Raw genomic sequence first — 24,196 nt, 5'->3', positions numbered from 1 at the left:
CGAGCCACGCATCGTCGGTGCCCCGCGGCACGCCGCCGAGGCAGGGTGGTCAGGCGTCTCCTGCCGAGGGGCCTTCTCCCGCGTCCTCCAGGAGCGCGCTCGCGGTGAGGTGGCGCGCGGGATCGGCCGCGGCCGTCATCAGGCGCTCTGCCGTGGCGGCCTCGATCCCGGGCGGGACGACCAGCAGGTCCCGGCGCCCGACGCCGTAGGAGAAGAGCCGGATGGCGTGCGGGTCGAACCCGGACGTGTACCACGCGGCCCTCACCGTGTGGCCGGCCACGGGCAGGTCGCACGGCGCCTCGGGCCAGGCGTCGCGGTGCGCGGCCATGCGCGTCACACGTCCCCACGAGGTGTCGAACGCCTCGATGAGAGCGGGCAGTTCGGCCGGCAGGTCGTCGGAACGGGGCCACCAGGCGCCGCTCACGGGACCGGGCGGGAAGGTCGGCGGGCGCAGGGTGAGCCGGGCGGGGCGGGGCGAGGAGGGGTGTTTCCGGTCGGGCGAGGCGCGTTGACCGGTGGGCGCGTTCATGTCGCGGTCCCTGTCCCCGGGCCGCCGTGCGACGGACCGGTGTCGTGGTGCGCCGAGAACGTCGCCGACGGGGAGCCGGCGTTCGGACAACTCCCGGTCCGCTCCACGCTACTCCGCCCCGGTGCGCCGACAGGTGGGCCGTCCGAATGATTCTCGGGGGTCCCCATGGGTTCTCACCCGGGGGGAGTCCGCCTAGGCTGGCGGCATTCCGCCGTGCACAGACCTTCAGTCGGAATGCACACCGTTCGGCAGCCCGTGGGCTGCCTGGGCCCCGAGCACCCGGGCAAGGATCGATTCGCAGCCCCTGCAGAGCAGTCGGCTCTCGTTGCCCGTTGAGGTCGGCTCCTGTGCTCGCTTCTTCCTGCTTCCCCTAGTCGTGAGACCGGCGCGGTGACCTCCCGCTCGCCGTGGCACGGTCCGATATGGGGCACACGGCTCCCGAACGCGCGCCGAGGCCGGGGGGAATCGGCCGCGCGGGGAGCCTCGGACGGCCGTCGTCGGGGATCGGATGCCCGGCGGCGGCCGTCGGAAGGCCCCCCGCCGTCGGACCCGTGAGCGCCTATGCGCGCAGCAGCCGTTGGGTGATCTCCCGGTACTCCCGCAGCGCGAACCGGAGTTCGGCGGACTGCGTCTCGGGGTCCTGGTCCTGCCAGCTTGCGCGCAGGGCGCGCCGTCGTTCCGTGAGGGCTTTCACCAGCGCGTCGGTGGCCTCGTCGAAGGCGCTCTCGGCCTCCTCGAGGGCCTCGCCCGGGGTGTCCGCGAAGGTGTTGACGGCATGTCCGAGGTGCCGGACGATCTTGTCCCGTTCGTCGGACGGGAGCAGTGGTTCCGGACCCTGGGTGCGGCGTCCCGTCAGGCCCGGGGGCTGGTCCGCGGGCTGCCGGGCGCGTGTCTGGTCGTACATCGTCTTATGCACCGTTTCGTTGCGATGGGGGGCACGGCCCGAAGGCGCCCTCGGCGCTCTCGACGGTCTGCTGCAGGCTTCCTCGAACCCGGTCGGCCCTGCCCTTCACGGCCTGCGTCCTGCCCCGCGCCGTGCTGCCAGTCAACGTCCGGCGACGTTCGGTGTCAACGCGGTGCCGACCTGAGCTCACCCTGTCCGAGGCTCTGACCAGGGACACCCTTCGCTTCCGTCCGCGCGGGAGTACGGTGGGGAGAACGAGGGTGTGTCGTGCCTACCTGACAGGTCGTCTTCAGCACACCGCCCGTCCTTCAGGGGCAGCCCGTGACCCCGGCCGCACCTCACCCAGCGGCCTTCACCCAGGTCAAGGAGCCCCTTCCATGACACTCAGCCCCACCACGCCCGCCACGGCGGCCCCGCCGGACACCGCCTCGCCGCCCCAGGACTACGACGGCACCTCCCCCTTCCCACCCGACGGCCCGTTGCCCGCGCGCGACGGTGGGGATCGGCTGTACGTGGCCGTGACGGCGGTCATCGTCGTCCTGCCGTTCGTGGCCCTCGGCCTGATCGGCTGGCTGCTGTGGGGCCGGTTCATCCACCCCGCCGACATCCTGCTCGCCGCCGCCTTCTACACGATCACGGGCCTCGGCGTCACGGTCGGCTTCCACCGGGGTCTCACCCACGGCAGCTACCGCGCGACCCGTCCCGTGCGCATCGCGCTCGCGGTGGCCGGCTCGCTGAGCTTCCAGGGCGACGTCATCGACTGGGTCGCCACCCACCGCCGTCATCACGCCTTCACCGACCGGCCCGGCGACCCGCACTCCCCGTACCGCTACGGCACGCACCTGCGCGGCCAGTTGCGCGGACTGGTCCACGCCCATGTCGGCTGGCTGTTCCGCAACGACCCCACGTCCGCCGAACGTTACGCCCCCGACCTGCTCGCCGACCGCGACATCCGCGCGGTCGCCCGCGCCTTCCCGCTGCTGTGCCTGCTCACCCTCGCCCTGCCGTTCGCGGCGGGCTGGGCGATCGGCGGCAGCTGGGTGTACGGCGTGACCGCCCTGCTGTGGGCGGGACTTGTCCGCATCGCACTGCTCCACCACGTCACCTGGAGCGTCAACTCCCTGTGCCACATGATCGGTGAGCGACCCTTCCGTACCCGGCGCCACGACCGGGCCACCAACCTGTGGCCGCTGGCCCTGCTCTCCTTCGGCGAGAGCTGGCACAACCTCCACCACGCCGACCCCACCTGCGCCCGGCACGGCGTCGACCGCGGTCAGATCGACCCGTCGGCCGCCGTCATCCGCCTCCTCGAACGCCTCGGCTGGGTGCACGACGTGCGCTGGCCGACGGCGGACCGGGTCGCGGCCCGGCGCGCCTGACGTCAACCACTCACTCGTGCAAGGCAGTTGGCAGGAGCCATCATGACCACCGCACTGCAGCCCCCGCTCCCCTCCCACCCCGTCCTGCGCCTGCGCCTGGCACCCCACGGGAACCTGCCCCGGGCCATCGACGGTGCATGGTGGCCGCGTTCGTACGACCTGCTCGCCGAACTGCCGCGACTGCTCGCCGGGTTGCCGCGCGCCTGGGGCCACATCACCAGCGTCACCGTCAACGGGGCGACGTGGTCCGCCGTGCCCGGCCGGATGCTCGTCTCCAACCAGGTCGTACGACTGCACAGGACGCTGGTGGCCTCCGCCCCGCACACCGTCGTCCTGCTCGCCACCGGCCGGGGCCGCTGGGACCTGCTGGTCGTGCCGCCGGACACGACCGAGCAGGCGGCGGAACCGCTCATGGCGGCCGCCGCGGGTGTTCAGAACTGACCCGTCACATCCGCACAGCCATTCGGTCCGCCGGACGGGTGTCGGCCTCGTACGACGAGGAGGCGTCCTCGGCCTGCTCCGCCGCCATGAGAGCGGTCGCGGTCGACGGCGGGCCGGTGTCCGCGCTCGCGGCGGCCATCAGTCGGGCGGCCGGGAGCGCGGTGGTCTCCGGGGGGACCACCAGGAGGTCCCAGCGGCCGGAGGTGCCGGACAGCAGCAGGATCTTGTGCGGATCCAGCTCCGTGGTGAACCAACCGACCTTCACCACATGGCCGTTGACGTGGATCCGCGGCGGGAGGATCGGCCAGTAGCGGGGGTTGACGGCGATACGGGTGATCCGACCCCACAGCGGGTCCAGTACGTCGGCCAGTGCGGGGAGTTCCTGGGTCAGGTCACGCGAGAGGGGCCACCAGGCACCGTCCAGTTCGACGTGTCCCGGTGAAGAGCTCACGGGTTTGAGGGCGAGGCGTGCGGTCGGGGCCCTGAAGGGCACGGTGCCCAATGGAGGATGGTCGGTGGTCGCGGACATCGTGCGAACCCGTCTCCGGAGCCCTGCGCGTCGGCAGTTGCCCGGTGTCGTTGCTCACCAGGAACGACACCGGTATCGAGGCCGGTGCGCGAAATGCTCCCGATGACTTCACGCTACTCCCCGAACAGCCCCGACGGGCGGCTCCCGGCCATCGCCTCACTTCTGCCGGCGGTCCTCCCCGAGCGAGCGGCTGGACTCCAGCCAGGACCGCGCCGGTTCTGCCGCGCGGGTGGTGTCCACGCTGAGCTGGAGGCGGGTGCCTCCCTCGGTGTCCGCGGGATAGCTGCGCTGCTCGGTGGCGTCGAAGCAGCGGCGGAGCACCTCCGCGACTCGGCGGGCGACCTCGGGGGAGGCGGCGACGATACGCACGTCGGCGTGTCCGTCCGAGGGTGTTTCGTTGGGCTGCATGACGACCTCGTTGTTCCCCTTGGCCACGGATCCGCGGACCGGATCTTTCACTCTACTCCGGCGTGATCCGTGCTCCCCGCGTGTGACCAGCGAGCTTTCCGGCCGCCGAGTGCCGCGGAGTACCGTGAAACGAGGAAGTCACTCCATATCTCTCGCAGACGGGCGAGTGTCATGTCCGACTCCGGCTCCCCGCGGGTGACCCGACTCCTGCCGGACGCCGTCCACCGGGCGGTCAAGCCCGGGACTGCCGTCGTACGGCTGCAGACGACGCACGAGCGCCGTGGCGTTCTCGACGGGGCGTGGTGGCCGCGTTCCCGGGACATCGCCGCCGAGCTGCCCGTCCTGATCGCCGCGCTCACCGAGTACCTCGGGCCCATCACGCGCGTCGGCCTGGACGCCACCGCCTGGGACGCGCTGCCGACGCGGCTGGTCGTCGACGACCGAGTCGTCCGCATCGACTCCTTCCCGGTCGGCGACGACACCGTCCTCGTCACCCGGGGCGATCAGGACCACTTCTCCCTCCTCGTGATCCCGCCGCACGCGACGCCCGAGGCGGCACGCGCCGCGATGGCCGAGGCGGTGCGCGCCGACAACGTCACCCGGGCCGCACAGATCCTCATCGACACCGGCACCGGCAGCACGACGTGACGGCGGTCAGCCGTTGTGGTCCCCGGCCCGGTCCGGTGGCGGAATGGCCGAGGTGTCGAAGTCGCCCGAGATGATCAGCGTGGCGAAGTCCGACAGGCGCAGGTGACGGGCGCGGGCGTACGACCGGAACGCGGCGAAGGCGTCGTCGACGGAGGTGTTCCAGCGCTCGGCCAGGACGCCCTTGACCTGTTCGATGAGGATGCGGCTGGTGAGCGCGGTCTCCAGCTGGCTGTTCTCGACGTGCGACCGTTCCAGCGTGCGCTGCTGCAGGATCGCGATGGTGGCCACGTCGGCGAGGGCCTGGGCGAGCGCGATGTCGTCGTCGCCGAGGCGCTGCGGTGTGGCCTGGAAGAGGTTGAGGGCGCCGACCACGCGGCTGCGCAGGCGCAGCGGGATGGCGTGCGTGCTCACGTACCCCGTCTCGCGGGCGCGGGCGGCGAAGCTCGGCCAGTCCACGGTCGCCTCCGGGCGCGTCAGGTCGATGTTGGTGCGGACGGCCCCGGTGCGGTAGCACTCCACGCACGGGCCCTGGTCGTGCTGGAGCGCGAACAGCTCCAGCAGGCGGGTGTGTTCGTCCGAGGCGGCGATGATCTGCAGTTCACCGTGCGCGTCCACGAGCAGGATCCCGGCCGCCGACACGTCGAGCAGCTCGACGCAGCGTGCGGACAGCCGCTGCAGCAGGTCGATGACGTCGAAGTCCTCGACAAGAGAGTCCGCGACCTCCACGAAGATCTGGGCCAGACGTCGTTCGCGGGCCATGCCGATCATCCCCTTCCACCGTCGGGCGAATGCGGCCCGCTTCCATCGTCGTTGAGGTCGCCGTCGGGGTCGCCGTCGGGGTCGTCGTCGAGGGCCTTTTTGAATCGGAGTCGGCGGGCGACCACGTCCTTGGCCACCTGCCCGAGGGGGCGTTCGTGGCCGTAGGCATGGGCCCGCAGGCGCAGGAGGGCCTCCTCCATGGACACACCGAGCTGGACGCTGATCATTCCGGTGGCCTGGTGCACGGCCGCGCGGTGCAGCCCGGACGGCGACCCCGGGGCGCCGAGCGCACCGCCGCCTCCGTCCCCGCTCCGGTTGCGGGGCCGGTCCCCGTTCAGCAACGCGCCGGTCAGCGCGGCAGCCAGGGCGGTGGCGTCCGCGTACTGCTGCTCGCTCATCCGCCGGTCCCCGTCGCACAGCACGGTCAGTACGCCGACGCGGATGGCGCCGATGCCGAGCGGGAAGCAGCAGACGCCGTACACGCCCAACTCCCACGCGGTGGGCAGCAGCGCGGGCCATCGCTCGGAACGTACGCGCGCCAGGTCGGGCTCCAGGACGGGCGAGCCGGTGCGGATCGCCTCCGGCCCCGGGCCCTCGCCCAGCGTGAACTGGAGTTCCTCGAACCGCGCACTCAGCTCGGGGTGGCACCACAGCGGCTCGGGCGTCCGCCCGGCTCCCACGAGCAGGGTCAGCGCAACGCCCTCGGCGCCGAGCGCCCGCGCCCAGGACGGCGCCGGATCACCGGGCCCGTCCAGGCGCAGCAGGCGCAGGACCTCGGCCATGCCGTCGCTGATCACCGTGCTCGTTTCCGCCACGTCCGGGGCTGTGGGGCGCGAGGCGTCGCCCGGCCGCGGCCGGCCGTCATACGGTTCCGTCCGGCGGAGTGCGGCCGGCGGGTATGCCCTGCCAGGCCTGCCGGACGCTGGCGTACCGGGGGAACCGCTCCAGCAGGCCGCCGGCCCGGAACAGAAGAGTCGTGCCCGGCCGGGTGTGCACGACGCGCACCCATCCGTCCCGCCGACGGCAGTCGTGCCACGCCGCGCACAGCGGGTCCAGGACGCTGCCGTCCATGAAGGTCACGCCGCGCAGATCGACGATGAGGAACGGCGGCCCGCTGCTGTCCCGGGCGTCCTGAAGGTCCCGCGCGAAGGCCGCCGCGGTCGTCACGTCCAGCTCACCACCGGCCCGGACCACACGGCATTCGTCGAACAGGTCGGGATACGGGCTCATGCGCGCCCATCTCCTCTGTCGGTGGAGTGGCTTTCGCCTTGCGCAGAGCCTCTGTTGCGCGGAACGGGACTGCACGGAGAGGGCCAGGGTCATGGGCGGCCGTGCGGCCAGCGTACTGCTGCGCACACGCACGCCGGTGTGATGAGAGCAATGGGTACGGAAGTCACGGCGTCGGCAGACGCAGGGCCAGGAGGGCCACGTCGTCGGTGCTGCCGGGCGGCATCCGGGCGAGCAGTTGGTCGCACAGCGTGTCCAGTGGTGCGTCGGCGAGCGCGAGTGCGTGGCGGCGCAGCAGGCCCAGGCCGGTGTCGAGGTCGCTGCCGGGGATCTCGATCAGGCCGTCGGTGTAGAGGAGGAGGGTGGCGGCCGGCGGCAGGGGCAGCGTGGCGTTCGGCCTGCTCGCGCCGGCGGCCTGGGGAGCGCCGAGGACGAGTCCCTGCCCGGCTTCGAGGTACTGCGCGTATCCGCCCGGGGACAGGAGGAGAGGCGGCGGATGTCCGGCGCTGGTCCACCGCAGTGTCCATGGACCGGTCCGCGGGTGGCCTTCGACCCGGGCGAGGACGAGGGTGGCCATGGTGACGGTGGTGATGGCGGGCATGGCGTCGTCGAGACGGTCGACGACGGCGCCGGGCGGTTCGGTGCGGTCCCAGGCCAGGGACCGCAGGATGCCGTGCAGTTGGGCCATTCCGGCCGCCGCGGTCAGGTCGTGGCCCACGACGTCGCCGATGACCAGCGCGAGCGTGCCGTCCTTCAGCTCGAACGCGTCGTACCAGTCGCCGCCGACCTGGGAGCCGGCCGGAGCCGGCTGGTAGCGGGCGGCCAGTTGCAGGCGGCCGGGCTGGGGCAGCGGGGCGAGCAGGTTGCGCTGCATGGCCTCGGCTACGGCGCGCTGGCGGCCGTACCGGCGGGCGTTGTCGATGACCAGGCCGACCCGGCGGCCGATGTCGCTCACCACGTCCAGGTCGGCGGTGTCGAAGGGGTGCGCCGGGTCGGTGCGCACCAGCGTCAGTGCGCCGGTGATCTGCCGTCTGGAGCCCAGCGGCACCGTGATGACGGACGTCGCGAGCACCGTCCGCAGGAAGTCGCTGTGGAGGGCGGACAGGGGAGAGCCGGGCGGGGCTGCCGCCGTCTGCCTGTCGTGCTGCCCGTGCTGCAGAACAGGGGAACCGCCGTTCAGCACCTGGACAAGAGGCGAGTGGTCTCCCTCCCCGGCCTCGGGAAGGTGCTCGCGCCCGCCCTCCAGTCCCACGTCGCGGCCCGCGGGACCGGTCACCGTCACCCGGTGGACCTGCCCGGAACCGGACCGGAGGTCCACCGCCGCCCAGTCGGCGAGGCGCGGAACCAGCAGCCGGCCCAGCCGGGCGAGGGCCTCGTCGGTCTCCAGGGTCTGGCCCAGTACGTCGGTGATCTCCGCGACCAGGGTCAGCCGCTCGTTGAGGTCCTCGAGAGCACTCGTGTAGGCCGCACGTTCACGGCGCGCGCCGTGGTCGCCCGTGACATCGGTGAAGAGCACGGCCATGCCCTTGACGGAGCCGTCGGCCACCAGGGGAGAAGCGGACCAGGAGATCGTGACCAGGCGACCGTCGCCGCGCAGATAGCTGTCGCCCTCCCCGCGGGCGGCGGCCCCCTCGGCCAGCGACTGGAGCAGCGGGCACTGCTTCCGCAGGAGCGTGCTGCCGTCCGCGTCCCGGTGCAGCAGCTCGTGCGCGTCCATTCCGCGCATCGCGCGGGCGGCGCGGCCCAGCAGCCGTTCGGCGGCCGGGTTGACGGCGAGGATCCGTCCGGCCGGATCCACCACCATCAGGGCTGTGCCCAGCTGCTCGACGACCTGCCGCCAGAAACCCGGCTCGGCCGCCGGCCACGACCACCCCTCACCTCCCGCACCCTCCATCACGCCGCCTTCCAGTCATGGCGGCCTCCCACCGAAGACCGCGTCAGCGGACGGGACGCCGCCTGGCGCGACGGGACAGCCGCACCGTGAAGAAGGCCAGGTCGGCGAGGAAGAGCACGATGCCGATGGCCAGGAGATATCCCAGGCCGTCCGCTGCCGCCCCGATGATTCCCAGGACCACGGCCACCAGGACGAGCAGAAGGAACAACGCCATCACCGCGGATCACCTCTCCCGTGCCGTATGCGTACGGTCAGCGGCGTGCGAGCTGACGTTCGCCGCCCGCTCCCGGCTGGTACTTCATGCCGTAGTGCCGGAAGATCTCTTCCTCCTGCTCGGCCGGCAGTACGTCGTCCGTCCCGATCGAGGGGGCCTTCCGTACCTGTCCCCTGTCGTAGGGGACCTTGACGTAGCCCGGTCCGAGGACCGCGTCGTCGAGGGGGACGAAGACCAGGCGGTGGCGGGTGGGCAGCCCGGTCCGGACGGTGGCCATGGCCGGTTCGTCGGTGGCCGTGTCCACGTAGACCGCTTCGAGCATGCCGATCCTGCGCTGTTTCGGGTCGACCACTTCATGGTTGCGCCACTCGCGGACGTCGGCTGCACGGATCATTCCCTGCTCCTTGTCTGCGCGGTCCGCCGGTGGCACAACGGCCCCGGTCGACCCACTTGTCATCGTATGGCCGAAACACCCCGCCGTCATCGGGTGCTTCCACGGGCGGCACGACGTCCGAGGGCGCGGGTACGCACGGGGCCGTTTCTCCGTCGGCCGTACGGTCCGTCGGGCCTGTCCGCGGAGTACCCTGGAATCACCGAGGATATTTCGCGCACCGGCTGCCAAGCTCGTGTCGTTTTCGGCGATTGAATATGCCGGGCCGGTTGCGGCCGGCCCGGGGCAGGGTTCGCGTCATGACTGCGACCATTTCCCTCCCGCCGACAGCCGAAGCCGAAGACCGGTCCTCCTCGTCCTCTCTGCGTCTGTCGCTGGCTCCCGTCGGTCCCGCACCGGCTCTGCTGGACGGTGCCTGGTGGCCCCGCTCCCGCGATCTGGTGGCCGAACTCCCCACTCTGACCGCCGTGCTGGATCCGCTGTGGGGGCGGATCACCCGGGTCACGGTGAATCCCACCCACTGGCCGGTCGTTCCACGCAAGGTGCCCGTCGCCGGGCATGTGGTGAAGGTGGGCTGGTTCCTGGCCGAACAGGACCCGCACGAGCTGCTGCTGCTCTCGTACCGCATGGGCCGCTGGAACCTCCTCGTGGTCCCGCCGCGGACGGCTCCTGACTCGGCCGCCTGGTTGATGGCCGCCGCGAGCGACCCGCTCGGCACGTCGACCGCGAGCCGGTTGATGGAGGAGGCGGCGCGCCTGCGGACGGTGTCCGAGGCCGACCGCGGTGTCGAGGCGGTCTGGGACTCCGAAGGAGGGCATGCGGCCGGCGATCCGGCCGCCCGTCCGCGGATTCCGGCCGTGACCGCCGCGCTGCCGCTTCAGCCGATGGGAAGGTGAGGGCCGTGGAGACGTTCGTGACCGTGGGCGTGATCCTCGCGATGATCGCCCTCGGGGTGGTCCTCATCCACCTCCTCAACTCGCAGCACAGCGACCACATCGCCGCCTTCCACTACGGCCATTCCGGAATACCTGTAGCGGGACCGGCTCCGCCGGCTCCGCGAAAGGCCCACGGCCGGCGCCGCCCCCTGGCGCGAGGGCGAACTCGCCGTCCGTGAGGTGCGCCGGCATCGCCTGAGTCACAGCGGATGCCAGGCCGCCCGCTGCCCTTGCGACCGCACCCTGCCGAAAACCACGTCCGCGAAGTGGATGCCGAAGCCGAGGGTGTCCGGGCGCAGGAGTTCGGCGATCAGGCAGCGGCGGTGGAACTCCGACCGGGCGGGGTCGGCGTCGGAGATCGCGGACCACTCGGGGTGCCGTATCTGGAGCGAGGAGAGCATGGCGTCGCCGAAGGCGAGCAGGCGGGTGCCGTGGGAGGCGATGACGAAGCCGGTGTGGCCGGCGGTGTGGCCGGGCAGGGCCATGGCGTGGACGCCGGGGAAGACCTCGTCGCCTGCGAGTACCAGCCGGGTCCGGGGTTCGAGGGCCGCCACCGCGGGGTCGCGGTGGTCCCATTCGGCCTTGGGGATCACGAAGGTGGCCCGGGTGAACAGGGGCGGGTCGACGCAGGCCCAGCCGATGTGGTCGGGGTGGAGGTGGGTGAAGGCCACCGTCTCGATGTCGTTGGGCGACCGCCCGAGCAGGGCCAGATTGCCGGGCAGCGAGCCGCCGTGCACCGCGCCCCGGTCGGGGTGGTCGGGGTCCTCCGGCACCGCGCGCGGGCCGAACCCGGCGTCGATCAGCAGCGCCCGGGTGCCGTGCTCGACGAGCAGGCCGCCGGTGTTGGCGACGAGGCGGCGGGTGTCGTTGAGATAGGCGCCGTACCTGCTCCAGTGGCGGTCGACGGCCGCGGGCAGACTGCCGGCCGGCTTCAGCAGCATCGCCCCGTCGGGCACGTAGCTGACCTTCATCTCACCCACGCGCAGGGTGCGGACGGCGGAGGGCCTGCGCAGTCGGCTGTCGTTCACGGATGGTCTCCTCGCAGGCGGCGAAGGCGCCCGGCGCGGCTCGGATACGGGGACGGCGCGGCCGTCCGCCGAGTGGCGGCGGACGGCCGCGCCGGGTGCGCGGACGGTTCCGGCGGGCGGTGCCGTATGCCGGACACGGGACGGCCTAGGCCGGGGTCCGCTTGCGCAGTACGGCGCCGACGAGCAGGGCACCGGCGAGGGCGACGACACCGGCCGTGACCATGCCCGCGTGCAGCCCGCCCAGGATGTCGGCGCGGCTCGGCGTGGCGCCCGACGAGAGGGCGCCCGTGCGGGCCGCGGCGATCGCGCTCAGACCCGAGACACCGATCGCGGCCACGTACTGCGGCAGCTGCGACAGACCGCCGACGACGCCCTGGTCCTCCTCGGTGACGCCCGTGGTCATCACGGTGATGAAGGAGACGACGCTGAAGACGTGGCCGAGTCCCATGACGGACGAGGTGACGAGCAGGGCGGCCAGGTTCACGTCCTGCGGCAGGGCGAACATCGCGACCGTGCCGACACCCTGGATGAGCAGGCCCGCGGCCAGCACCTTCACCCCGCCGAACCTGCCGAGCAGCTTCGCGACGTACATGCCGCCGAGGGTCGCGGCCGCGCCCTCGCCGAGGTAGCTCAGGCCGGCCTGAAGGGCGGTGAAGCCCAGTACGTCCTGCATGTACAGGCTCAGCAGCACGGTCGTACCGGCGCACATGCCGAAGGTGATGACACCGAACAGCCCCGACCACTTCACGGACGGCCGGTTCAGCACGGACAGCGGCACCAGCGGCTCCGGGTGGCTCCGCTCGACCAGCAGGAACGCGGCCAGCAGCACCAGGCCACCGACGATCGGGCCGAGCGCGGCGGGACGGGTCCAGCCCTCGTCACCGCCGGTGGAGATGCCGTAGACCAGGCCGAACAGGCCGAGCGTGGCCAGGATCGCGCCCGGGATGTCCATCCGGCGGGCGGCACCGGACTCGTGGATCGCCGGCAGGGCCAGCGCACCGGCCAGCGCCAGCGCACCCATCACGCACAGCGCGACCATGGTCCAGCGCCAGCTGAAGCCGTTGGTGATGACACCGCCGCCGAGCGCGCCGAGCACGAAGCCCAGCGACATGACGGCGCCGTTGAGGCCCAGGGCGCGGGCACGCTTGGGGCCCTCCTGGAAGTAGCCGGTCATCAGGGCGATGGCGGACGGGGCGATCATCGCGGCGGCGGTGCCCTGGCCGATGCGGGTGGCGATCAGCACGCCGGGGCTGTTCGCGAGGGCGGCGCCGAGCGAGAAGAGGGTGAAGACGGCGACGCCGAGGGTGAACAGCCGCTTGCGGCCGATCAGGTCGGCGACCCGGGCGAACAGGGGCAGCAGGCTCGCCGACGGCAGCAGGCTGGCGGTGGCCACCCACTGCAGGGTGCCGGCCGAGGAGAAGCCGAGCGCGGTGCCGATGTCGGGCAGGGCGACGGTGACGATGGAGAAGTCCAGGCCGCACATGAAGGTGGCGCAGCACAGGGTGATCAGCACCAGCCACTCGCGTGCCCCGAAGACGCCGCCGGCGGCGGGCTCGGGTGGTGCGGCGGCCTCGTGCGTGGGATGGGTGGGGGGTGAGGATTCGGTGACGGCCATGAGGGTCCTTCCTGATGATCTCGCTGGCTGTTCCAGCTTCGAATCGGGGGACCTGCGCAACAAGGACGATCTGTGCAACGATCGATTCGCTGGGCTCATCGTTCGAGGTCGTGGAAGTGAGGGGGCGCGGGAGAACCGGTCATGGAACGCCAGGAGATCGAGATTTTCCTGACCCTCGCGGAAGAACTGCACTTCGGACGGAGTGCCGAGCGCGTGGGTGTGTCGCAGAGCCGGGTCAGCCAGACCGTCGCCCGGCTGGAGCGCCGTATCGGGGCCAAGTTGTTCGACCGGACCAGCCGTCAGGTGACCCTCACGCCCATCGGGGAACAGCTCAGGGACGATCTCGCGCCCGCGTGGCGGGGGGTCGAGGAGGCCGTCGCCAGGGCCATGGCGGCCGGGCGGGGGATCACCGGCTCGCTGCGGATCGGTTTCTCCGGCGCGTTCACGGGCCATCTGCTGCACAGCATCGCCGAGGTGTTCGGACGCCGATACCCGGGTGTGGACGTGCAGATACGGCAGGTGCAGATCTCGGACCCCTACGGTCCGCTGCGCGCGGGGGACGTCGAGCTCCAGGTCACCGAACCTCCGCTGGCCGAGCCGGATCTGACGCTGGGTCCGGTGCTGGTGTCGCAGCCGAGGGTGCTGCTGATGTCGTCCGCGCACCCGTTCGCGCGGCGTGAGTCGGTGAGCGTGGAGGACCTGGCGGAGGCGACGCTGCTGACGGTCGCCGGGAGTGTGCCGACGCAGTGGCTGGACCACCACTTCCCGCGGCAGACGCCGTCGGGGCGGCCCATCCCGCACGGGCAGGCCATGACGCACTGGGAGGACGCGCTCTCCCTGGTTCTCGCGGGCAAGGGCGTGACACCGGTGGCGGCCGCCGGCGCGCACTACTACAGCCGTCCCGGCCTGGTCTTCAAGCCGTTCACGGACGCCCCGGGCATCGACTACGCCTTCGTCTGGCCCACCGGCCACGAGACGGCCCGACTACGGGCCTTCGTCCAGGTGGCCATGGAGCGGGTACGCACGGTGGGCGGCCCTTCGCGGGCCGTGGAGAGCCTGTGGCCGAACGAGGGCACCGGCAATTAGGGGCGGTGGGGCGTCACTGCAGGGCCCCCGCGCCCGCGGCCGCGAGATAGCGCTGGTCGGGGCTGTCCTGGAGCATCACGTGGTGGAGGGTCGTGGTGGAGGGCGACGGCGGGATGCCGAGGTCGTCGGTCATACGGCGGTGCAGGGACTGGTAGACCTCCAGCGCCGTGGCACGGCGGCCCGAGGCGTAGAGCGCCCGCATCAGCTGGGTGTGCAGGTTCTCGTGGTACGGGTGCTCGTCGACCAGGGCGACGGCCTCCCCGACCGCCTCCTGGAAGCGCCGGCACAGCAGCAGCGCGTCGATCCGCGCCTCGCAGGCCGCGAGGTGCGCCTCGTTCAGCACCCGGGCCTGCACGGTGAGCCGGCTGCCGTGCCGGACGTTCCCGAAGGGCGCCCCGCGCCACACGGCCAGCGCCTCGCCGAGCACCTCCGCGGCGGCGTGCGCGTCGCGCTTCTCCAGCAGGCCACGAGCCTGAAGGACCAGCCGCTCGAAGCGGGGCCGGTCCCATTCGTCGGGCCCGAGGCGCAGCACATAACCGTTGCCGTCGGTGACCAGCCGGTGGTCGGCGATCTCACGGGCGCTGGTGCCGGTGCCGGCGGCCAGCGCCTTGCGTATCGCCCCGATGTACGTCTGCAGGGCGGTGGTGGCGGTGCGGGGCGGCTCGCCGTCCCACACCTCGCTCAGCAGCGCCGGCACGGACACACGGTGGTTGGCCTTCGCCATGAGCAGGGCGAGCACCTGCCGCTGCTTGGGCGCGCGAGGGGTGATGTCACGCCCCTGCTCGCGGATGTCGATCGGTCCAAGGACACGGAACTCCACAGCCCCTCCTCAAGGTTGGGTGTCACCGCATGGCGAGCGGTGTACGGGCGAACGGATCGGCAGGAGCCCTGCGTCGCTGCGGGGTTCCCGTGGTGCTGTGTGGGGGGAAGGGCCGTCGGTCGGCGGTCGCCGACCGGCATACGGCGGTCAGCCGCCGCCCGGGGCCAGGCACACCTCGTGGCCGAGCCTGCGGTGCGCCGAGGCGATGGAGACCAGCGTGGCGTGGCGGTGCCAGCCGGGATAGGACCGGCCCGCGAAGTCGTGCAGGCCCAGCTCGGCCTCCGCGACCCCGACCCGTGCGGCCGTGGCGGAGCCGATGACCGCCAGGGCCTGTTGCGAAAGCCCCGTCGTCCGCCCGTGGGGCGGGCCCTGCGGCGTCCGGTGCGTGCTCTCGGCCTGCCGGGTGCAAGGCCCCGTCGATGGACCGGACGTACTTGGGCTTGTGCCCGGTGCGGCGAAGGGGGTCCCTCCGCCCGAGCCGGGCGAGGCCGGTTCGAGGGTGGGGGCGTGTGCCGGGCGTCGCGGGGCTGGGGGCACCCCCTCTGGGGGCGGGACCTTCGCAACGGGCCCCAGGGCCCGGGCGCGCCCCTCCGGGGGCAGGTTGGTCAGCCAGATCCGGTCGGGCCGTGGGCATGCGGCGGTCCAGACGCCGACCAGCAGGGCCGGCCGGTTCTGGTCCGGCAGCAGCACCCGTACGGTGCCGAGCCGGGGCCGCCCGGGGGCGAGGGGGGTGGTGACGGGCGGCCGGGCGTGCCGCCGCAGCAGGTCGCCCGCCGGCTCCGGGGCCGCGTGCAGTGCCGTCGTGTCGGCCGGGTGGGGGGCGGCGGCCGGGGCGAGTGACAGGGGCAGGCTGTCGGGGACGTCCACGATCCAGTCCAGGCCGCGGGCACCGAGGCCCTCGATCACGGCCATGGCGTCGATGTGACCGTCGGTGTGGACGACCACCGGCGGCATCTCGTGGGTGATCCGCGACAGTTGGTCGGCGAGGGCGAGGCACAGGTCGGCCGCGGTGGCATGACCGGTCGGCTCGGGGATGCGGGCCTGGTGCCGCAGCGTGGCGTCCTCGGTCCAGCGCCGCGGCAGGTACAGCCGCCAGTCCACGGAGAGGTCGCCGAGGTCGCCGGAGAGGAATGCGCCCACGGCGAGCTGGCAGTTGACGGTACGTCCGAAGGCGGGCACGAAGCGCCGGTGGACGCCGGCGGACAGCTCGCCCCGCTTGGGGATGACCACGGGGGAGAGCGTCCAGGCGTGCGCGGCGGTGTGCTCGGCGACCCAGCGGGCGAGTTCGGCGCGGACCGGGCGCCAGCGCCAGGCGCTGTCGTTGACGAACTGCTGCAGCGACTGGGGTGCCGTCGGGGACGGGGTCACCGAGGCCGCTATGCGCCGCAGCGACTTCTTGCCCTGGGTGGCCAGAAGTCCCTTCAAGTAGACGCCGGCCCACCGCCGTTGGTCGGCCCGCGGCAGATGGGCGAAGAGCCGCTGGGCCGGCGGGACGTGCTCTGTGGCCGGATGCATGGACGGACTCCTCTCTCCCGGTCAGCCGCAAATATACAGAACATTCTCTATGTTTCTAGCGCGAGCGCCGGGAAGGCGACGACGAGGAGGATCGCGCGGCGATGCGCTCAGGGGTTCTGAGCTGCGGCGGGAGTGGCGTGCCGGGCAGTGGGCCGGGCGCGGAAAATTCCGTACCGCGCGTTGAGCGTGTCGCTTCAGCGCTACGGCAGGTGTGCGGAACTACGCATTCAGTGAGGGGTGTTGGGCGTGAGGAGGGCGCCCAACGCCTTCAGGGCCTGGGTCAGGTTCTCCTCGGGACCGTCGCCGGTGATCGTGCGCACTGCGTCCGGGGCCGTGGCGGCGGCCTCGACGCCGAGCAGGACGTGGGAGAGCAGGGAGGCGGCCGCCAGTGGGGTCAGCCCGCCGTCCAGGTGCTCCTCGCGCCAGGCCCGCTCCAGCGCCTCGCGCAGGCCGGGGGCCCAGGAGTCGTACCAGCCGTGGTCGGCGGCGTGCCCCTCGCGGGTGAGCCGGGCGGCCGCACGGATGCTCTGCGTGGTGCGCAGGGCGTCGGCCAGTGTCAGCACCTCGTCGAGCACGCCCTGCAGCCCCGGCGTGGGGGCGGCGATGAGCATCACCTCGCGGGTGGCGGTCGTGCCCGCTTCCTGGACGGCGTCCGCCAGGGCCGACTTGCTGGGGAAGTGGAAGGTCAGCGCGCCCATGGTGACACCGGCCGATCTGACGATCCGGTGCAGGGAGGTGCCGTCGTAGCCGTGCTCGGCGAATTCGGCGGCCGCGGCCCTGACGATCCGCTGCCGGGTCTGCTCGGCCCTCTCCTGTCGCGCCATATGTGCTCGCACCTCCTCCCGCCCCCGTGTGCCGCGGCCGGCCCGCGACGGCACCACCATAGGTCAAGAAATTCCCAAGAGATCCGGAAAACGAGCAGCTCGGAACGTTCTTGGCAGGTTGGCCGGTAACGACTGCCCAATCCGGCTGACGGTCTGCCGGGTGCCTGTTTGACTGGCCGTCATGATCGAACAAGCGTGCGTAATGAGCGATCGGGTAGTCATGATCACCGGGGCTTCGTCGGGCATCGGCGCGGCGGCGGCACGGCTCTTCGCCGAGCACGGCGCGGCCGTCGTGCTCACGGCCCGCCGCCAGGAGCAACTCGCCTCGGTGGCCGAGGAGATCGAGGCCAAGGGCGGCCGGGCGGCGTATGTCACCGGGGACATACGCCGTGGCGAGGACGTCGAACGGGTCGTGGACACCGCGGTGGAGCGCTTCGGCCGCCTGGACGCCGCCTTCAACAACGCCGGCCACGCCACGCTCGGCGTCGATCTGCACGAGATGTCGGACGACGACTACGACACCGTCATGGACGTCAACGTCCGGGGCGTGTGGAACTGCATGCGCCACCAGATCCGCGCCATGCTCGGCACCGGCGGCGGCACGATCGTCAACACCGCGAGCGTGGCCGGCCTCATCGCCACCGGTGTGGGCGCGCCCTACGTGGCCGCGAAACACGCGGTGATCGGCCTCACCAAGGCAGCGGCGGCCTCGTACGGGGACCGGGGTATCCGGGTCAACGCCCTGGCCGTGGGCAGCACGCTCACCGAGATGATGGAGTCGGTCGTCGAGCAGATGCCGGGCATGGAGCAGGCGTTCTTCGCGCGTGCCGTCCAGAAGCGGTTCGCCGCCCCGGTCGAGGTGGCGCAGGCGGCGCTGTGGCTGTGCAGCGGTGCCTCGTCCTTCGTGACCGGTGCGACCGTCCCGGTCGACGGCGGCACGCTGGCCGTCTGAGATGCCGTACGACTGTCCGGGCGGCCGATGGGCCGTCCGCGACCCCTCTTCCATCAGGGGTGTCCGGACGGCCCAGGGGGCGAGAAGGCTCTAACCGGCCGTCGGCACCGGTTCGTCGGCCCGGGTCGGCCACGCCGTGCCGGCCGTCGCCTCCTCGTCCACCGTGCGCAGCAGCGCGTCGTCGATCTCGTCCAGTCCGTCCACCAGATGGCGTGCCCCGGCCTGTCGCATCAGCTCGGCCTGGTGGCTGTGCTCGAACCGGCTGGGCCGGCCGATGAACGGTGCCCCGAGGGCCCTGGCCGCCTCGGCGACCCGGGCCACGTCGTCGATGAAGAGCACCTGGCCGTGGACCAGCCCGAAGTGCGCGGTGATCTCCCGCAGTCCGGGGCGCACGTCGTTGGTGCAGATGTAGTGGGGAGGGGTGAACAGCCCGGCGTACGCCCCGAGATGCTCGTCGAAGTGGGACTTGGCCAGGCCGCCGTAGCAGACCACGTCGAGCCCGGCGGCGCGCAGCCGCCGCAGCAGTGCCCCGGCTCCCTCGGTGACCTCCACGGGGTGGTCGGCGAGGTAGGCGGCGCGCTCCTCGAAGTAGGCGGCCAGGGCCTCCTCGCCGGTCAGCTCCTGCGGCACCGCGGCCGCCATGGCACGGCCGGCGTCGGCCTGCCGCTGCGAGAAGACGCGGCGCTCCACATCGGCCGAGTAGACGCCGCCGCGGCGGGTGACGAACCGGTGGATGAGCGGGCTGAAGGTGTCGTTCAGCAGGACGCCGTCGATGTTGACGGCCGCCAGTCTCAACTTGTGGAGTCGGTCGGTCATGATCGGGTTCCCTCCCCTTGGCCGGGCGCACTCACGGACGTCCACAGGGACAGAGCGCGCTCCTCGCTGTTCTCCATCCCGCCGAGAGCCGGGTCGGTGGCGATGCTGGGCAGCAACAGGCGCCACATGTTCACCGTGCGGCGGGGCAGGTCGGCACGCCCGGAGACGACCTGTGCGTACTCCTGCATGCCGGTGCACGCGCCGACGACGAACTCGGCCAGCTCCTCGATCCGCACGTGCTCCCGCAACTCGCCCTGGGCGCGCGCCACTTCGAGGCAGTCCTCGAAGCTGCGGGCCCAGACCGTGTACGGCGTGGCGTCCTGCAGGCCGAAGGCGGCCTGCTCGCCGGTGAGCCGGACGCCGGCCCGCAGCAGCGGGTCGGCCTGGAGCGAGTGCGACCAGATGAGGGTGATGTCCACCAGGCGCTGCAGGCCGGTCGTGGGCACATGCGGCTCGATCGTGCTGCGCTGGGCGTTCATCACCTCCATCGCGAGGCTCTGCTTGTCCTTGAAGTGGAAGTACAGAGCCCCCGCCGTCACGCCCGCACGCTGCAGGATCTTGTTGATCCCGGCGCCGGCGTAGCCGTACTCGTCGAAGACCTCCGCGGCCGCCTTCAAGAGCTGCTCTCGGGTCTGAATCGCGCGCTCCTGCTTGGGTGCGCGATTCGTGTTCGCTCGTGCCATGGCTGCATCCCGGTCTCGACAAGAAAAAGAACGTCCTCTATGTTACTGGCTGTGGCGCGCCTCCGCCAGTTCGCGGGGGCAGCGCATGTCGATGCGGGAAAACAGGGGGATTCCACATGAACGAGATGGTGACGGCTGCTGTTTCGAGACCGGCCCGGGTGGCGAAGGACCTCGTCCACAAGCACGACGCCGGCCAGGTACTGCTCTCGGGCCTGAAGCGCCTGGCTCAGGACGAGTTCCTGGTCGCGGCCGACTGGACGGACACCGGCGATCTCCTGGCCGCCGGGGACCGCCGCGAGGACAGCGCCGTACTGCTCACGGAAACGATTCGGCAGGCCTTTCCGCTGCTGTCGCACGCCGGTTACGACGTCCCGTTCGGCCACCGTCTGCTCTGGAGCGAGTACCGCTACGCGCTGAACCTCAGGACACTGCGCGAGGAGGGCATCGGCGGCCGGCCCGATCTGCACATCCGCTGCTACGACGTGGTCCGCCGGCGCGGCCGGGTCTCGGCCCTGTCCCTGAACATCACCGTGCTGCGCGACGGCGAGCAACTGGCCACCGCCCACACCCGGTTCACCATCCAGCCGCCCGCCATCTACGAGCGGCTGCGCGGCTCCTACCACGACGCCCACCGCATGCTGGAGCTGGCCCGCAGCCGCCCGCTGCCGCCCCCGGTCTCCGGCGCCGGCGAGGAGTTCAGGGACGTGGTGCTCTCACCCACCGACGCGACGGACCGCTGGCAGCTGCGGATCGACACCCACCACCCGATGTACTTCGACCACCCCAGCGACCACGCCCCGGGCATCCTCCTGCTCGAGGCCGCCAAGCAGGCCGTGCGCACCCTGCGGCACCCCCGGGTCGGTGTCGCCGAGGCGATGGAGACCGTCTTCCACCGCTACGTCGAACTCGACTCCCCCTGCTGGGTGGACGCACAGCTGCTGCCCGACGACCAACTCGGCCGTGCCCGGTTCCTGGTGACGATGCATCAGGAGGACATGCTGTGCTTCACCGCGCTGGTGTCGGTCGCGAAGGAGCAGACCGGCTGACGTCCGCGACCCGGCCGACCCCCGGCAGCGTGCCTCCGCCCACCCGGGCGACATGGGCGCCGAGCACCATGTCGTCGCCGACGGCGACGGGATGGCCCACGGAGCGCAGGAGGTCGAGGTCGGAGGCGTGATCGGCATAGGCGGCGGCGCGCGACGGGGACACCGCGCGCCGCCGCATCAGCGTGCGCGCCAGCCGGCCCTTCTCGACGCCGATGACCGGGCGTTCCACCAGACCCGTGCAGTACCCGCCGACGTACTCCGGCTCGCTGCACAGGATCTCGTCGGCGCCGAGCAGCTTCGCGACCGGCTCCAGACACGGCCGGAACGAGCCCGACACCAGCACGGTCAGCGCGCCCTGTTCCCGGTGCCGGCGCAGGGCGGACACCACCGGCTGATGCAGCAGCGCGCCGGCGGCGAGCTCCGCGTCGAACCAGGCGCGGCCGTGCGCGAACAGCTCCTCGCGCGGGCGGTCCGCGTACAGCCGGTAGTACTCGCGGTTGGTGACCAGCCGTGAGACACCCGCCGCCGACCTGCGCCGCAGCGTGCCCGCCGCGTCCTCGTAGGCGGACGGCGGCAGACCGCGCTCGCGGTAGTGGAACTCCAGGAAGCGGAACATGCTCTTGACGGTGATCAGCGTCTCGTCGACGTCGAAGAAGGCGATCTCGACGGGGGCGTTCGGTGCGCCGGGGACAGCGGACATGGGGTACGGCCTTCCGTGCGGGTGGGAGGGGGAAGCCGGGCGGCGGCCCCACCTGGGGGGAGGGGGAAGAGCCGCCGCCCGGCGGGATCAGACGGACGCGGGGACCGGCGCCGTGGTACGGGAGGCCAGGTAGGTGCGGGTGCCCTTGCCGGGCGTCTTGCGGCCCAGGTGCCCCGCGGCCACCAGCTGCTTCAGCAGTGGGGCCGTCTCCGGCGCCCGGCAGCGCGGGTCGGCCCGGAGCCGGCGCTGCACCTCCAGGGCCACATCGGCGCCCACCGTGTCGAGCAGCCGTACCGGACCGAGCGGCTGGCCGCCCACGGCCCGTGCGGTCGCGTCCAGCGCCGCGGTCGTCGTCTCGTCCGCGTCCAGCAGCTCGAGAGCCTGGTTCAGATACGGGAAGAGCAGCGCGTTGACGATGAAACCGGCCCGGTCGCCGCACTGCACGGTCTGCTTGCCGAGCCGTTCGGCCACCGCGCGGGCACGGGCCAGACTGTGCTTGCTGGTGCCCTTCGCCGGGACCAGCTCCACCAGGCGCATCACCGGAGCCGGGTTGAAGAAGTGCAGGCCCAGCACGTCCGCGGGACGGTCCGCGGGCTCGGTGCAGGCGGCGACCGGCAGGCTGGAGGTGGACGTGGCCAGCAGGGTGCGCGGCGCGCAGACCGCGCCCAGCTCGGCGAAGAGCCGCCGCTTGACCTCCAGGTCCTCCACCACGGCCTCGACGACGATGTCCACCGCGCCCAGCACCGAGCGGTTCGCGGTCGCGGTGAAGCCGCCCTGCCCGCCCTGCTCGTCCGTGCCCGTGCGCCGCAGCGCGAACTCCACGCGCTCCGCGGCCCCTTGTGCCTTCTCCTCGGTCCGGGCCAGCAGTGTGGTGTCGAAGCCGCCGCGCACGAAGGACTCCGCGATGCCGGTGGCCATGGTCCCGGAGCCCACGACCACCACCCGGCGGCCGGGCGGGGCGGTCGGCTCGGCCGGGCGGCGCGGCCCCTCGCCCCGGTCGTGGCGGTGGAAGCCGTGGCCCGTCTTGCGGCCGAGCGCGCCCCGGGCGATCAGTTCGTCGAGGACCGGGGCCGGCGCCGGGTGCCCGTCGGCCGTCTCGGCGAGGCGGGAGAGCAGGTCGCGTGCCGTGTCCAGGCCGATCGCGTCCAGCACGGCCAGCGGACCCTCGTGCCAGCCGCAGCCGAGCCGCAGCGCGGTGTCGATGTCCTCGGCGGTGGCGTACCCGTCGTGGACCATCCACGCGGCCCGGTTCAGCAGGCCGAGCAGCAGGCCGGGGGCGAGCGAGCCCGGCCGGTCGACGACCTGGTGTGCCGTGATTCCGGCCGCCGTCAGGATCTGTTCCACCCGCTCGGCCGCGGCGTCCCCGGCGCCGGGAGCGCGGGCGACCTCCACGGCGTCCAGGTCGTCCGCGCGCAGGAAGCGCAGCGCGAACAGGTCCGGGCCCGCGGCCTCGGCGAGGTCGGCGAGCGGCGTGGTCAGCGCGGTGGTGAGCACCGGGGTACCGGGCCTGATGCGCTGTCGCACCTTGGCCAGCACCAGCCGCTTCAGCGCCGCCGGTTCCGGTACCGCCTCGATGACCAGGTCGGCCGCGGTGACCCCCGCCGGGAAGCGGGTCACCGTGCGGGGACGCTCGGAGGGGCTCAGTTCCTGGGCGCGGACCAGGGCCGCCGGGTCGTCGTCGATGCCGACGACGGTGAGCCCCGCGCCGGCCAGTCGGCGCACCAGGGTCAGTCCGGTGCCGCCCAGACCGACGACGGCCACGGTGTACGGGGACGGCGCGGGGGCGCCGTCCGGCTGATCGGGCATGGTGTGCTCCTGTCGGTGGAGGGGCGTGCGGTCAGTAGCGACTGCCGGTGGGGTCCGGTGCCGCGTCCAGTTCCTTCAAGTCCTGTGCGGTGAGCAGCAGTTCGGCCGCCGCCAGGTTGTCCGCCAGATAGCGGGCCTGCTTGGTGCCGGGGATCGGGACGACGTGGTCGCCCTGGGCGAGGGTCCAGGCCAGGGCGACCTGGGCGGCGGTGGCGCCGTGCCGGGCGGCGACCTTCTCCACCGCGTGCGTGATGCGCAGGTTGGCGGTGAACGCCGTACCCGTGAAACGGGGGTTGGTGGCCCGGAAGTCGCCGGCCTCGAAGTCCTCGGGCCGGGTGTAGCGGCCGGTGAGGAAGCCCCGGCCCAGCGGCGCGAACGGCACGAAGGCGGCGCCGTGTTCGGCGCACCAGCCGGAGATCCCGCTGTCGGGGTCGAGCGGTTCCCTTGTCCACAGGGACAGTTCGGACTGCACCGCCGCCACCGGATGCACCCGGTGAGCGGCGTCGGCCTGCTCCCGGGTCACCTCCGACAGCCCGAGGTGGCGCACCTTGCCCGCGCGGACCAGCTCGGACAGCGCGCCCCAGGACTCCTCCAGCGGTACGGCGGGGTCGACGCGGTGCAGGTAGTACAGGTCGATGACGTCGACGCCGAGCCGCCTCAGGGAGGCGTCGGCCGAGCGCCGGATGTGCTCGGGGGAACCGTCGCGGCTCAGGGTGCGGGTGGCGAGGTCGTCCACGACGATGCCGGTCTTGGTCGCGACCACGGCGTCGCCGCGGCGTCCGGCGAGGGCGCGGCCGACGAGGGTCTCGTTGTGACCCGCGCCGTAGGCGTCGGCCGTGTCCAGCAGGACCGGCCCGGCGTCCAGGGCCTGCCGGATCACCGCGACCGAGACCGTGTCGTCGCGCTGGGACTCGGCATAGCCCCAGCTCATTCCCATGCACCCGAGGCCGACGGGGTGGACGTCGAGTCCGGTCGGGCCGAGGCCACGCGTGGTCACGTGAACTTCCTTCCTGTCAGGGGGAGTTGGAGGGGCCGGGGTGCGGACAC

At 72.5% G+C, this 24,196-nt stretch carries 28 protein-coding genes; 8 read left to right on the top strand and 20 right to left on the bottom strand.

Features of this window, described 5'->3' with window-relative positions; all coding sequences use genetic code 11:
- Nucleotides 1-49: 49 nt before the first annotated feature.
- Both ACFY1L_RS41265 and ACFY1L_RS41260 read right to left on the bottom strand, forming a co-directional pair.
- Nucleotides 50-529, bottom strand: a complete 480-nt coding sequence (locus ACFY1L_RS41265; RefSeq protein ID WP_388836804.1) for a DUF5994 family protein — start codon at nucleotides 527-529, stop codon at nucleotides 50-52.
- A 559-nt stretch (nucleotides 530-1,088) separates the two neighbouring features.
- Nucleotides 1,089-1,433 carry a hypothetical protein gene (locus tag ACFY1L_RS41260; RefSeq protein WP_388836801.1) on the bottom strand — a complete coding sequence of 115 codons (345 nt, stop codon included), beginning with the start codon at nucleotides 1,431-1,433 and terminating at the stop codon, nucleotides 1,089-1,091.
- Nucleotides 1,434-1,810: 377 nt separating this feature from the next.
- On the opposite strand from ACFY1L_RS41260, the gene ACFY1L_RS41255 reads away from it, so the two are divergent.
- Nucleotides 1,811-2,812 (top strand): acyl-CoA desaturase, encoded by a 1,002-nt coding sequence (locus ACFY1L_RS41255; protein ID WP_388836798.1) that lies wholly within the window; start codon nucleotides 1,811-1,813, stop codon nucleotides 2,810-2,812.
- Nucleotides 2,813-2,854: 42 nt separating this feature from the next.
- Nucleotides 2,855-3,253 carry a DUF5994 family protein gene (locus ACFY1L_RS41250; protein WP_388836795.1) on the top strand — a complete coding sequence of 133 codons (399 nt, stop codon included), beginning with the start codon at nucleotides 2,855-2,857 and terminating at the stop codon, nucleotides 3,251-3,253.
- Nucleotides 3,254-3,257: 4 nt separating this feature from the next.
- Here the strand turns inward: ACFY1L_RS41250 and ACFY1L_RS41245 are convergent, their stop codons facing one another.
- Entirely contained in the window at nucleotides 3,258-3,704 is a 447-nt protein-coding gene (locus tag ACFY1L_RS41245) for a DUF5994 family protein (RefSeq protein WP_388836793.1), read from the bottom strand.
- A gap of 234 nt (nucleotides 3,705-3,938) precedes the next feature.
- A complete protein-coding gene (locus tag ACFY1L_RS41240) occupies nucleotides 3,939-4,190 on the bottom strand; it encodes a hypothetical protein (protein WP_388836790.1) in 252 nt (83 codons plus the stop codon).
- Nucleotides 4,191-4,361: 171 nt separating this feature from the next.
- Here ACFY1L_RS41240 and ACFY1L_RS41235 point away from each other — a divergent pair, with 171 nt between their 5' ends.
- Nucleotides 4,362-4,838 (top strand): DUF5994 family protein, encoded by a 477-nt coding sequence (locus ACFY1L_RS41235; protein WP_388836787.1) that lies wholly within the window; start codon nucleotides 4,362-4,364, stop codon nucleotides 4,836-4,838.
- A gap of 6 nt (nucleotides 4,839-4,844) precedes the next feature.
- On the opposite strand, the gene ACFY1L_RS41230 is transcribed toward ACFY1L_RS41235, so the two are convergent.
- The 6 genes from ACFY1L_RS41230 to ACFY1L_RS41205 all read right to left on the bottom strand — a co-directional run bounded on the left by ACFY1L_RS41230 (nucleotide 4,845) and on the right by ACFY1L_RS41205 (nucleotide 9,326).
- A complete protein-coding gene (locus tag ACFY1L_RS41230) occupies nucleotides 4,845-5,606 on the bottom strand; it encodes a GAF domain-containing protein (RefSeq protein ID WP_388836784.1) in 762 nt (253 codons plus the stop codon).
- Entirely contained in the window at nucleotides 5,603-6,412 is an 810-nt protein-coding gene (locus tag ACFY1L_RS41225) for an ANTAR domain-containing protein (protein ID WP_388836780.1), read from the bottom strand. Before ACFY1L_RS41225 ends, ACFY1L_RS41230 begins: the two co-directional genes overlap by 4 nt.
- A gap of 46 nt (nucleotides 6,413-6,458) precedes the next feature.
- Nucleotides 6,459-6,827, bottom strand: a complete 369-nt coding sequence (locus ACFY1L_RS41220; RefSeq protein WP_388836778.1) for an STAS domain-containing protein — start codon at nucleotides 6,825-6,827, stop codon at nucleotides 6,459-6,461.
- 163 nt (nucleotides 6,828-6,990) lie between these two features.
- Nucleotides 6,991-8,718, bottom strand: coding sequence for a SpoIIE family protein phosphatase (locus tag ACFY1L_RS41215; RefSeq protein WP_388836775.1), 1,728 nt, complete (start codon nucleotides 8,716-8,718; stop codon nucleotides 6,991-6,993).
- 43 nt (nucleotides 8,719-8,761) lie between these two features.
- Entirely contained in the window at nucleotides 8,762-8,932 is a 171-nt protein-coding gene (locus tag ACFY1L_RS41210) for a hypothetical protein (protein WP_388836772.1), read from the bottom strand.
- 37 nt (nucleotides 8,933-8,969) lie between these two features.
- Nucleotides 8,970-9,326: a PRC-barrel domain-containing protein gene (locus ACFY1L_RS41205; protein ID WP_388836769.1), complete on the bottom strand. Its 357-nt coding sequence runs from the start codon at nucleotides 9,324-9,326 to the stop codon at nucleotides 8,970-8,972.
- 296 nt (nucleotides 9,327-9,622) lie between these two features.
- Between ACFY1L_RS41205 and ACFY1L_RS41200 the strand changes: the two genes are divergently transcribed.
- The gene (locus ACFY1L_RS41200; RefSeq protein ID WP_388836766.1) at nucleotides 9,623-10,219 is read left to right on the top strand and encodes a DUF5994 family protein; all 597 of its coding nucleotides are present in this window, start codon (nucleotides 9,623-9,625) and stop codon (nucleotides 10,217-10,219) included.
- Between the two features lie 5 nt (nucleotides 10,220-10,224).
- Nucleotides 10,225-10,437 (top strand): hypothetical protein, encoded by a 213-nt coding sequence (locus tag ACFY1L_RS41195; protein ID WP_388836763.1) that lies wholly within the window; start codon nucleotides 10,225-10,227, stop codon nucleotides 10,435-10,437.
- A 21-nt stretch (nucleotides 10,438-10,458) separates the two neighbouring features.
- On the opposite strand, the gene ACFY1L_RS41190 is transcribed toward ACFY1L_RS41195, so the two are convergent.
- Together ACFY1L_RS41190 and ACFY1L_RS41185 are read right to left on the bottom strand one after the other, a co-directional pair.
- Complete coding sequence (locus ACFY1L_RS41190) at nucleotides 10,459-11,286, bottom strand: MBL fold metallo-hydrolase (RefSeq protein ID WP_388836760.1); 828 nt, start codon at nucleotides 11,284-11,286, stop codon at nucleotides 10,459-10,461.
- Between the two features lie 145 nt (nucleotides 11,287-11,431).
- Nucleotides 11,432-12,901, bottom strand: coding sequence for an MFS transporter (locus ACFY1L_RS41185; RefSeq protein ID WP_388836758.1), 1,470 nt, complete (start codon nucleotides 12,899-12,901; stop codon nucleotides 11,432-11,434).
- Nucleotides 12,902-13,042: 141 nt separating this feature from the next.
- On the opposite strand from ACFY1L_RS41185, the gene ACFY1L_RS41180 reads away from it, so the two are divergent.
- The gene (locus ACFY1L_RS41180; RefSeq protein ID WP_388836756.1) at nucleotides 13,043-13,987 is read left to right on the top strand and encodes a LysR family transcriptional regulator; all 945 of its coding nucleotides are present in this window, start codon (nucleotides 13,043-13,045) and stop codon (nucleotides 13,985-13,987) included.
- A 13-nt stretch (nucleotides 13,988-14,000) separates the two neighbouring features.
- Here the strand turns inward: ACFY1L_RS41180 and ACFY1L_RS41175 are convergent, their stop codons facing one another.
- The 3 genes from ACFY1L_RS41175 to ACFY1L_RS41165 form a co-directional block, all read right to left on the bottom strand.
- A complete protein-coding gene (locus tag ACFY1L_RS41175) occupies nucleotides 14,001-14,807 on the bottom strand; it encodes a BTAD domain-containing putative transcriptional regulator (RefSeq protein WP_388836754.1) in 807 nt (268 codons plus the stop codon).
- 147 nt (nucleotides 14,808-14,954) lie between these two features.
- Nucleotides 14,955-16,322, bottom strand: coding sequence for an IS701 family transposase (locus tag ACFY1L_RS41170; RefSeq protein ID WP_388836751.1), 1,368 nt, complete (start codon nucleotides 16,320-16,322; stop codon nucleotides 14,955-14,957).
- Between the two features lie 227 nt (nucleotides 16,323-16,549).
- Complete coding sequence (locus tag ACFY1L_RS41165) at nucleotides 16,550-17,146, bottom strand: TetR family transcriptional regulator (RefSeq protein ID WP_388836748.1); 597 nt, start codon at nucleotides 17,144-17,146, stop codon at nucleotides 16,550-16,552.
- A 202-nt stretch (nucleotides 17,147-17,348) separates the two neighbouring features.
- Here ACFY1L_RS41165 and ACFY1L_RS41160 point away from each other — a divergent pair, with 202 nt between their 5' ends.
- The gene (locus tag ACFY1L_RS41160; protein WP_388836745.1) at nucleotides 17,349-18,098 is read left to right on the top strand and encodes an SDR family NAD(P)-dependent oxidoreductase; all 750 of its coding nucleotides are present in this window, start codon (nucleotides 17,349-17,351) and stop codon (nucleotides 18,096-18,098) included.
- 90 nt (nucleotides 18,099-18,188) lie between these two features.
- Here ACFY1L_RS41160 and ACFY1L_RS41155 read toward each other — a convergent pair whose 3' ends face one another.
- Together ACFY1L_RS41155 and ACFY1L_RS41150 are read right to left on the bottom strand one after the other, a co-directional pair.
- Nucleotides 18,189-18,914 carry an HAD family phosphatase gene (locus ACFY1L_RS41155; RefSeq protein ID WP_388836742.1) on the bottom strand — a complete coding sequence of 242 codons (726 nt, stop codon included), beginning with the start codon at nucleotides 18,912-18,914 and terminating at the stop codon, nucleotides 18,189-18,191.
- The gene (locus ACFY1L_RS41150) at nucleotides 18,911-19,597 is read right to left on the bottom strand and encodes a ScbR family autoregulator-binding transcription factor (protein WP_388836739.1); all 687 of its coding nucleotides are present in this window, start codon (nucleotides 19,595-19,597) and stop codon (nucleotides 18,911-18,913) included. Before ACFY1L_RS41150 ends, ACFY1L_RS41155 begins: the two co-directional genes overlap by 4 nt.
- Nucleotides 19,598-19,713: 116 nt before the next feature.
- Here ACFY1L_RS41150 and ACFY1L_RS41145 point away from each other — a divergent pair, with 116 nt between their 5' ends.
- A complete protein-coding gene (locus ACFY1L_RS41145; protein WP_388836736.1) occupies nucleotides 19,714-20,643 on the top strand; it encodes a ScbA/BarX family gamma-butyrolactone biosynthesis protein in 930 nt (309 codons plus the stop codon).
- Here the strand turns inward: ACFY1L_RS41145 and ACFY1L_RS41140 are convergent.
- The 3 genes from ACFY1L_RS41140 to ACFY1L_RS41130 all read right to left on the bottom strand — a co-directional run bounded on the left by ACFY1L_RS41140 (nucleotide 20,603) and on the right by ACFY1L_RS41130 (nucleotide 24,146).
- Nucleotides 20,603-21,343: an HAD family hydrolase gene (locus ACFY1L_RS41140; protein ID WP_388836733.1), complete on the bottom strand. Its 741-nt coding sequence runs from the start codon at nucleotides 21,341-21,343 to the stop codon at nucleotides 20,603-20,605. The two genes, ACFY1L_RS41145 and ACFY1L_RS41140, sit on opposite strands and share 41 nt — an antisense overlap.
- 87 nt (nucleotides 21,344-21,430) lie before the next feature.
- Entirely contained in the window at nucleotides 21,431-23,149 is a 1,719-nt protein-coding gene (locus ACFY1L_RS41135) for a 3-hydroxyacyl-CoA dehydrogenase family protein (protein ID WP_388836730.1), read from the bottom strand.
- A 31-nt stretch (nucleotides 23,150-23,180) separates the two neighbouring features.
- The gene (locus ACFY1L_RS41130) at nucleotides 23,181-24,146 is read right to left on the bottom strand and encodes an aldo/keto reductase (protein ID WP_388836727.1); all 966 of its coding nucleotides are present in this window, start codon (nucleotides 24,144-24,146) and stop codon (nucleotides 23,181-23,183) included.
- Between the last annotated feature and the right edge of the window lie 50 nt (nucleotides 24,147-24,196).

This window comes from Streptomyces sp. NPDC001663 (genome assembly GCF_042893105.1).
Classification (GTDB): Bacteria; Actinomycetota; Actinomycetes; order Streptomycetales; family Streptomycetaceae; genus Streptomyces.
This window is presented reverse-complemented; position numbering and strand designations above follow the sequence as displayed.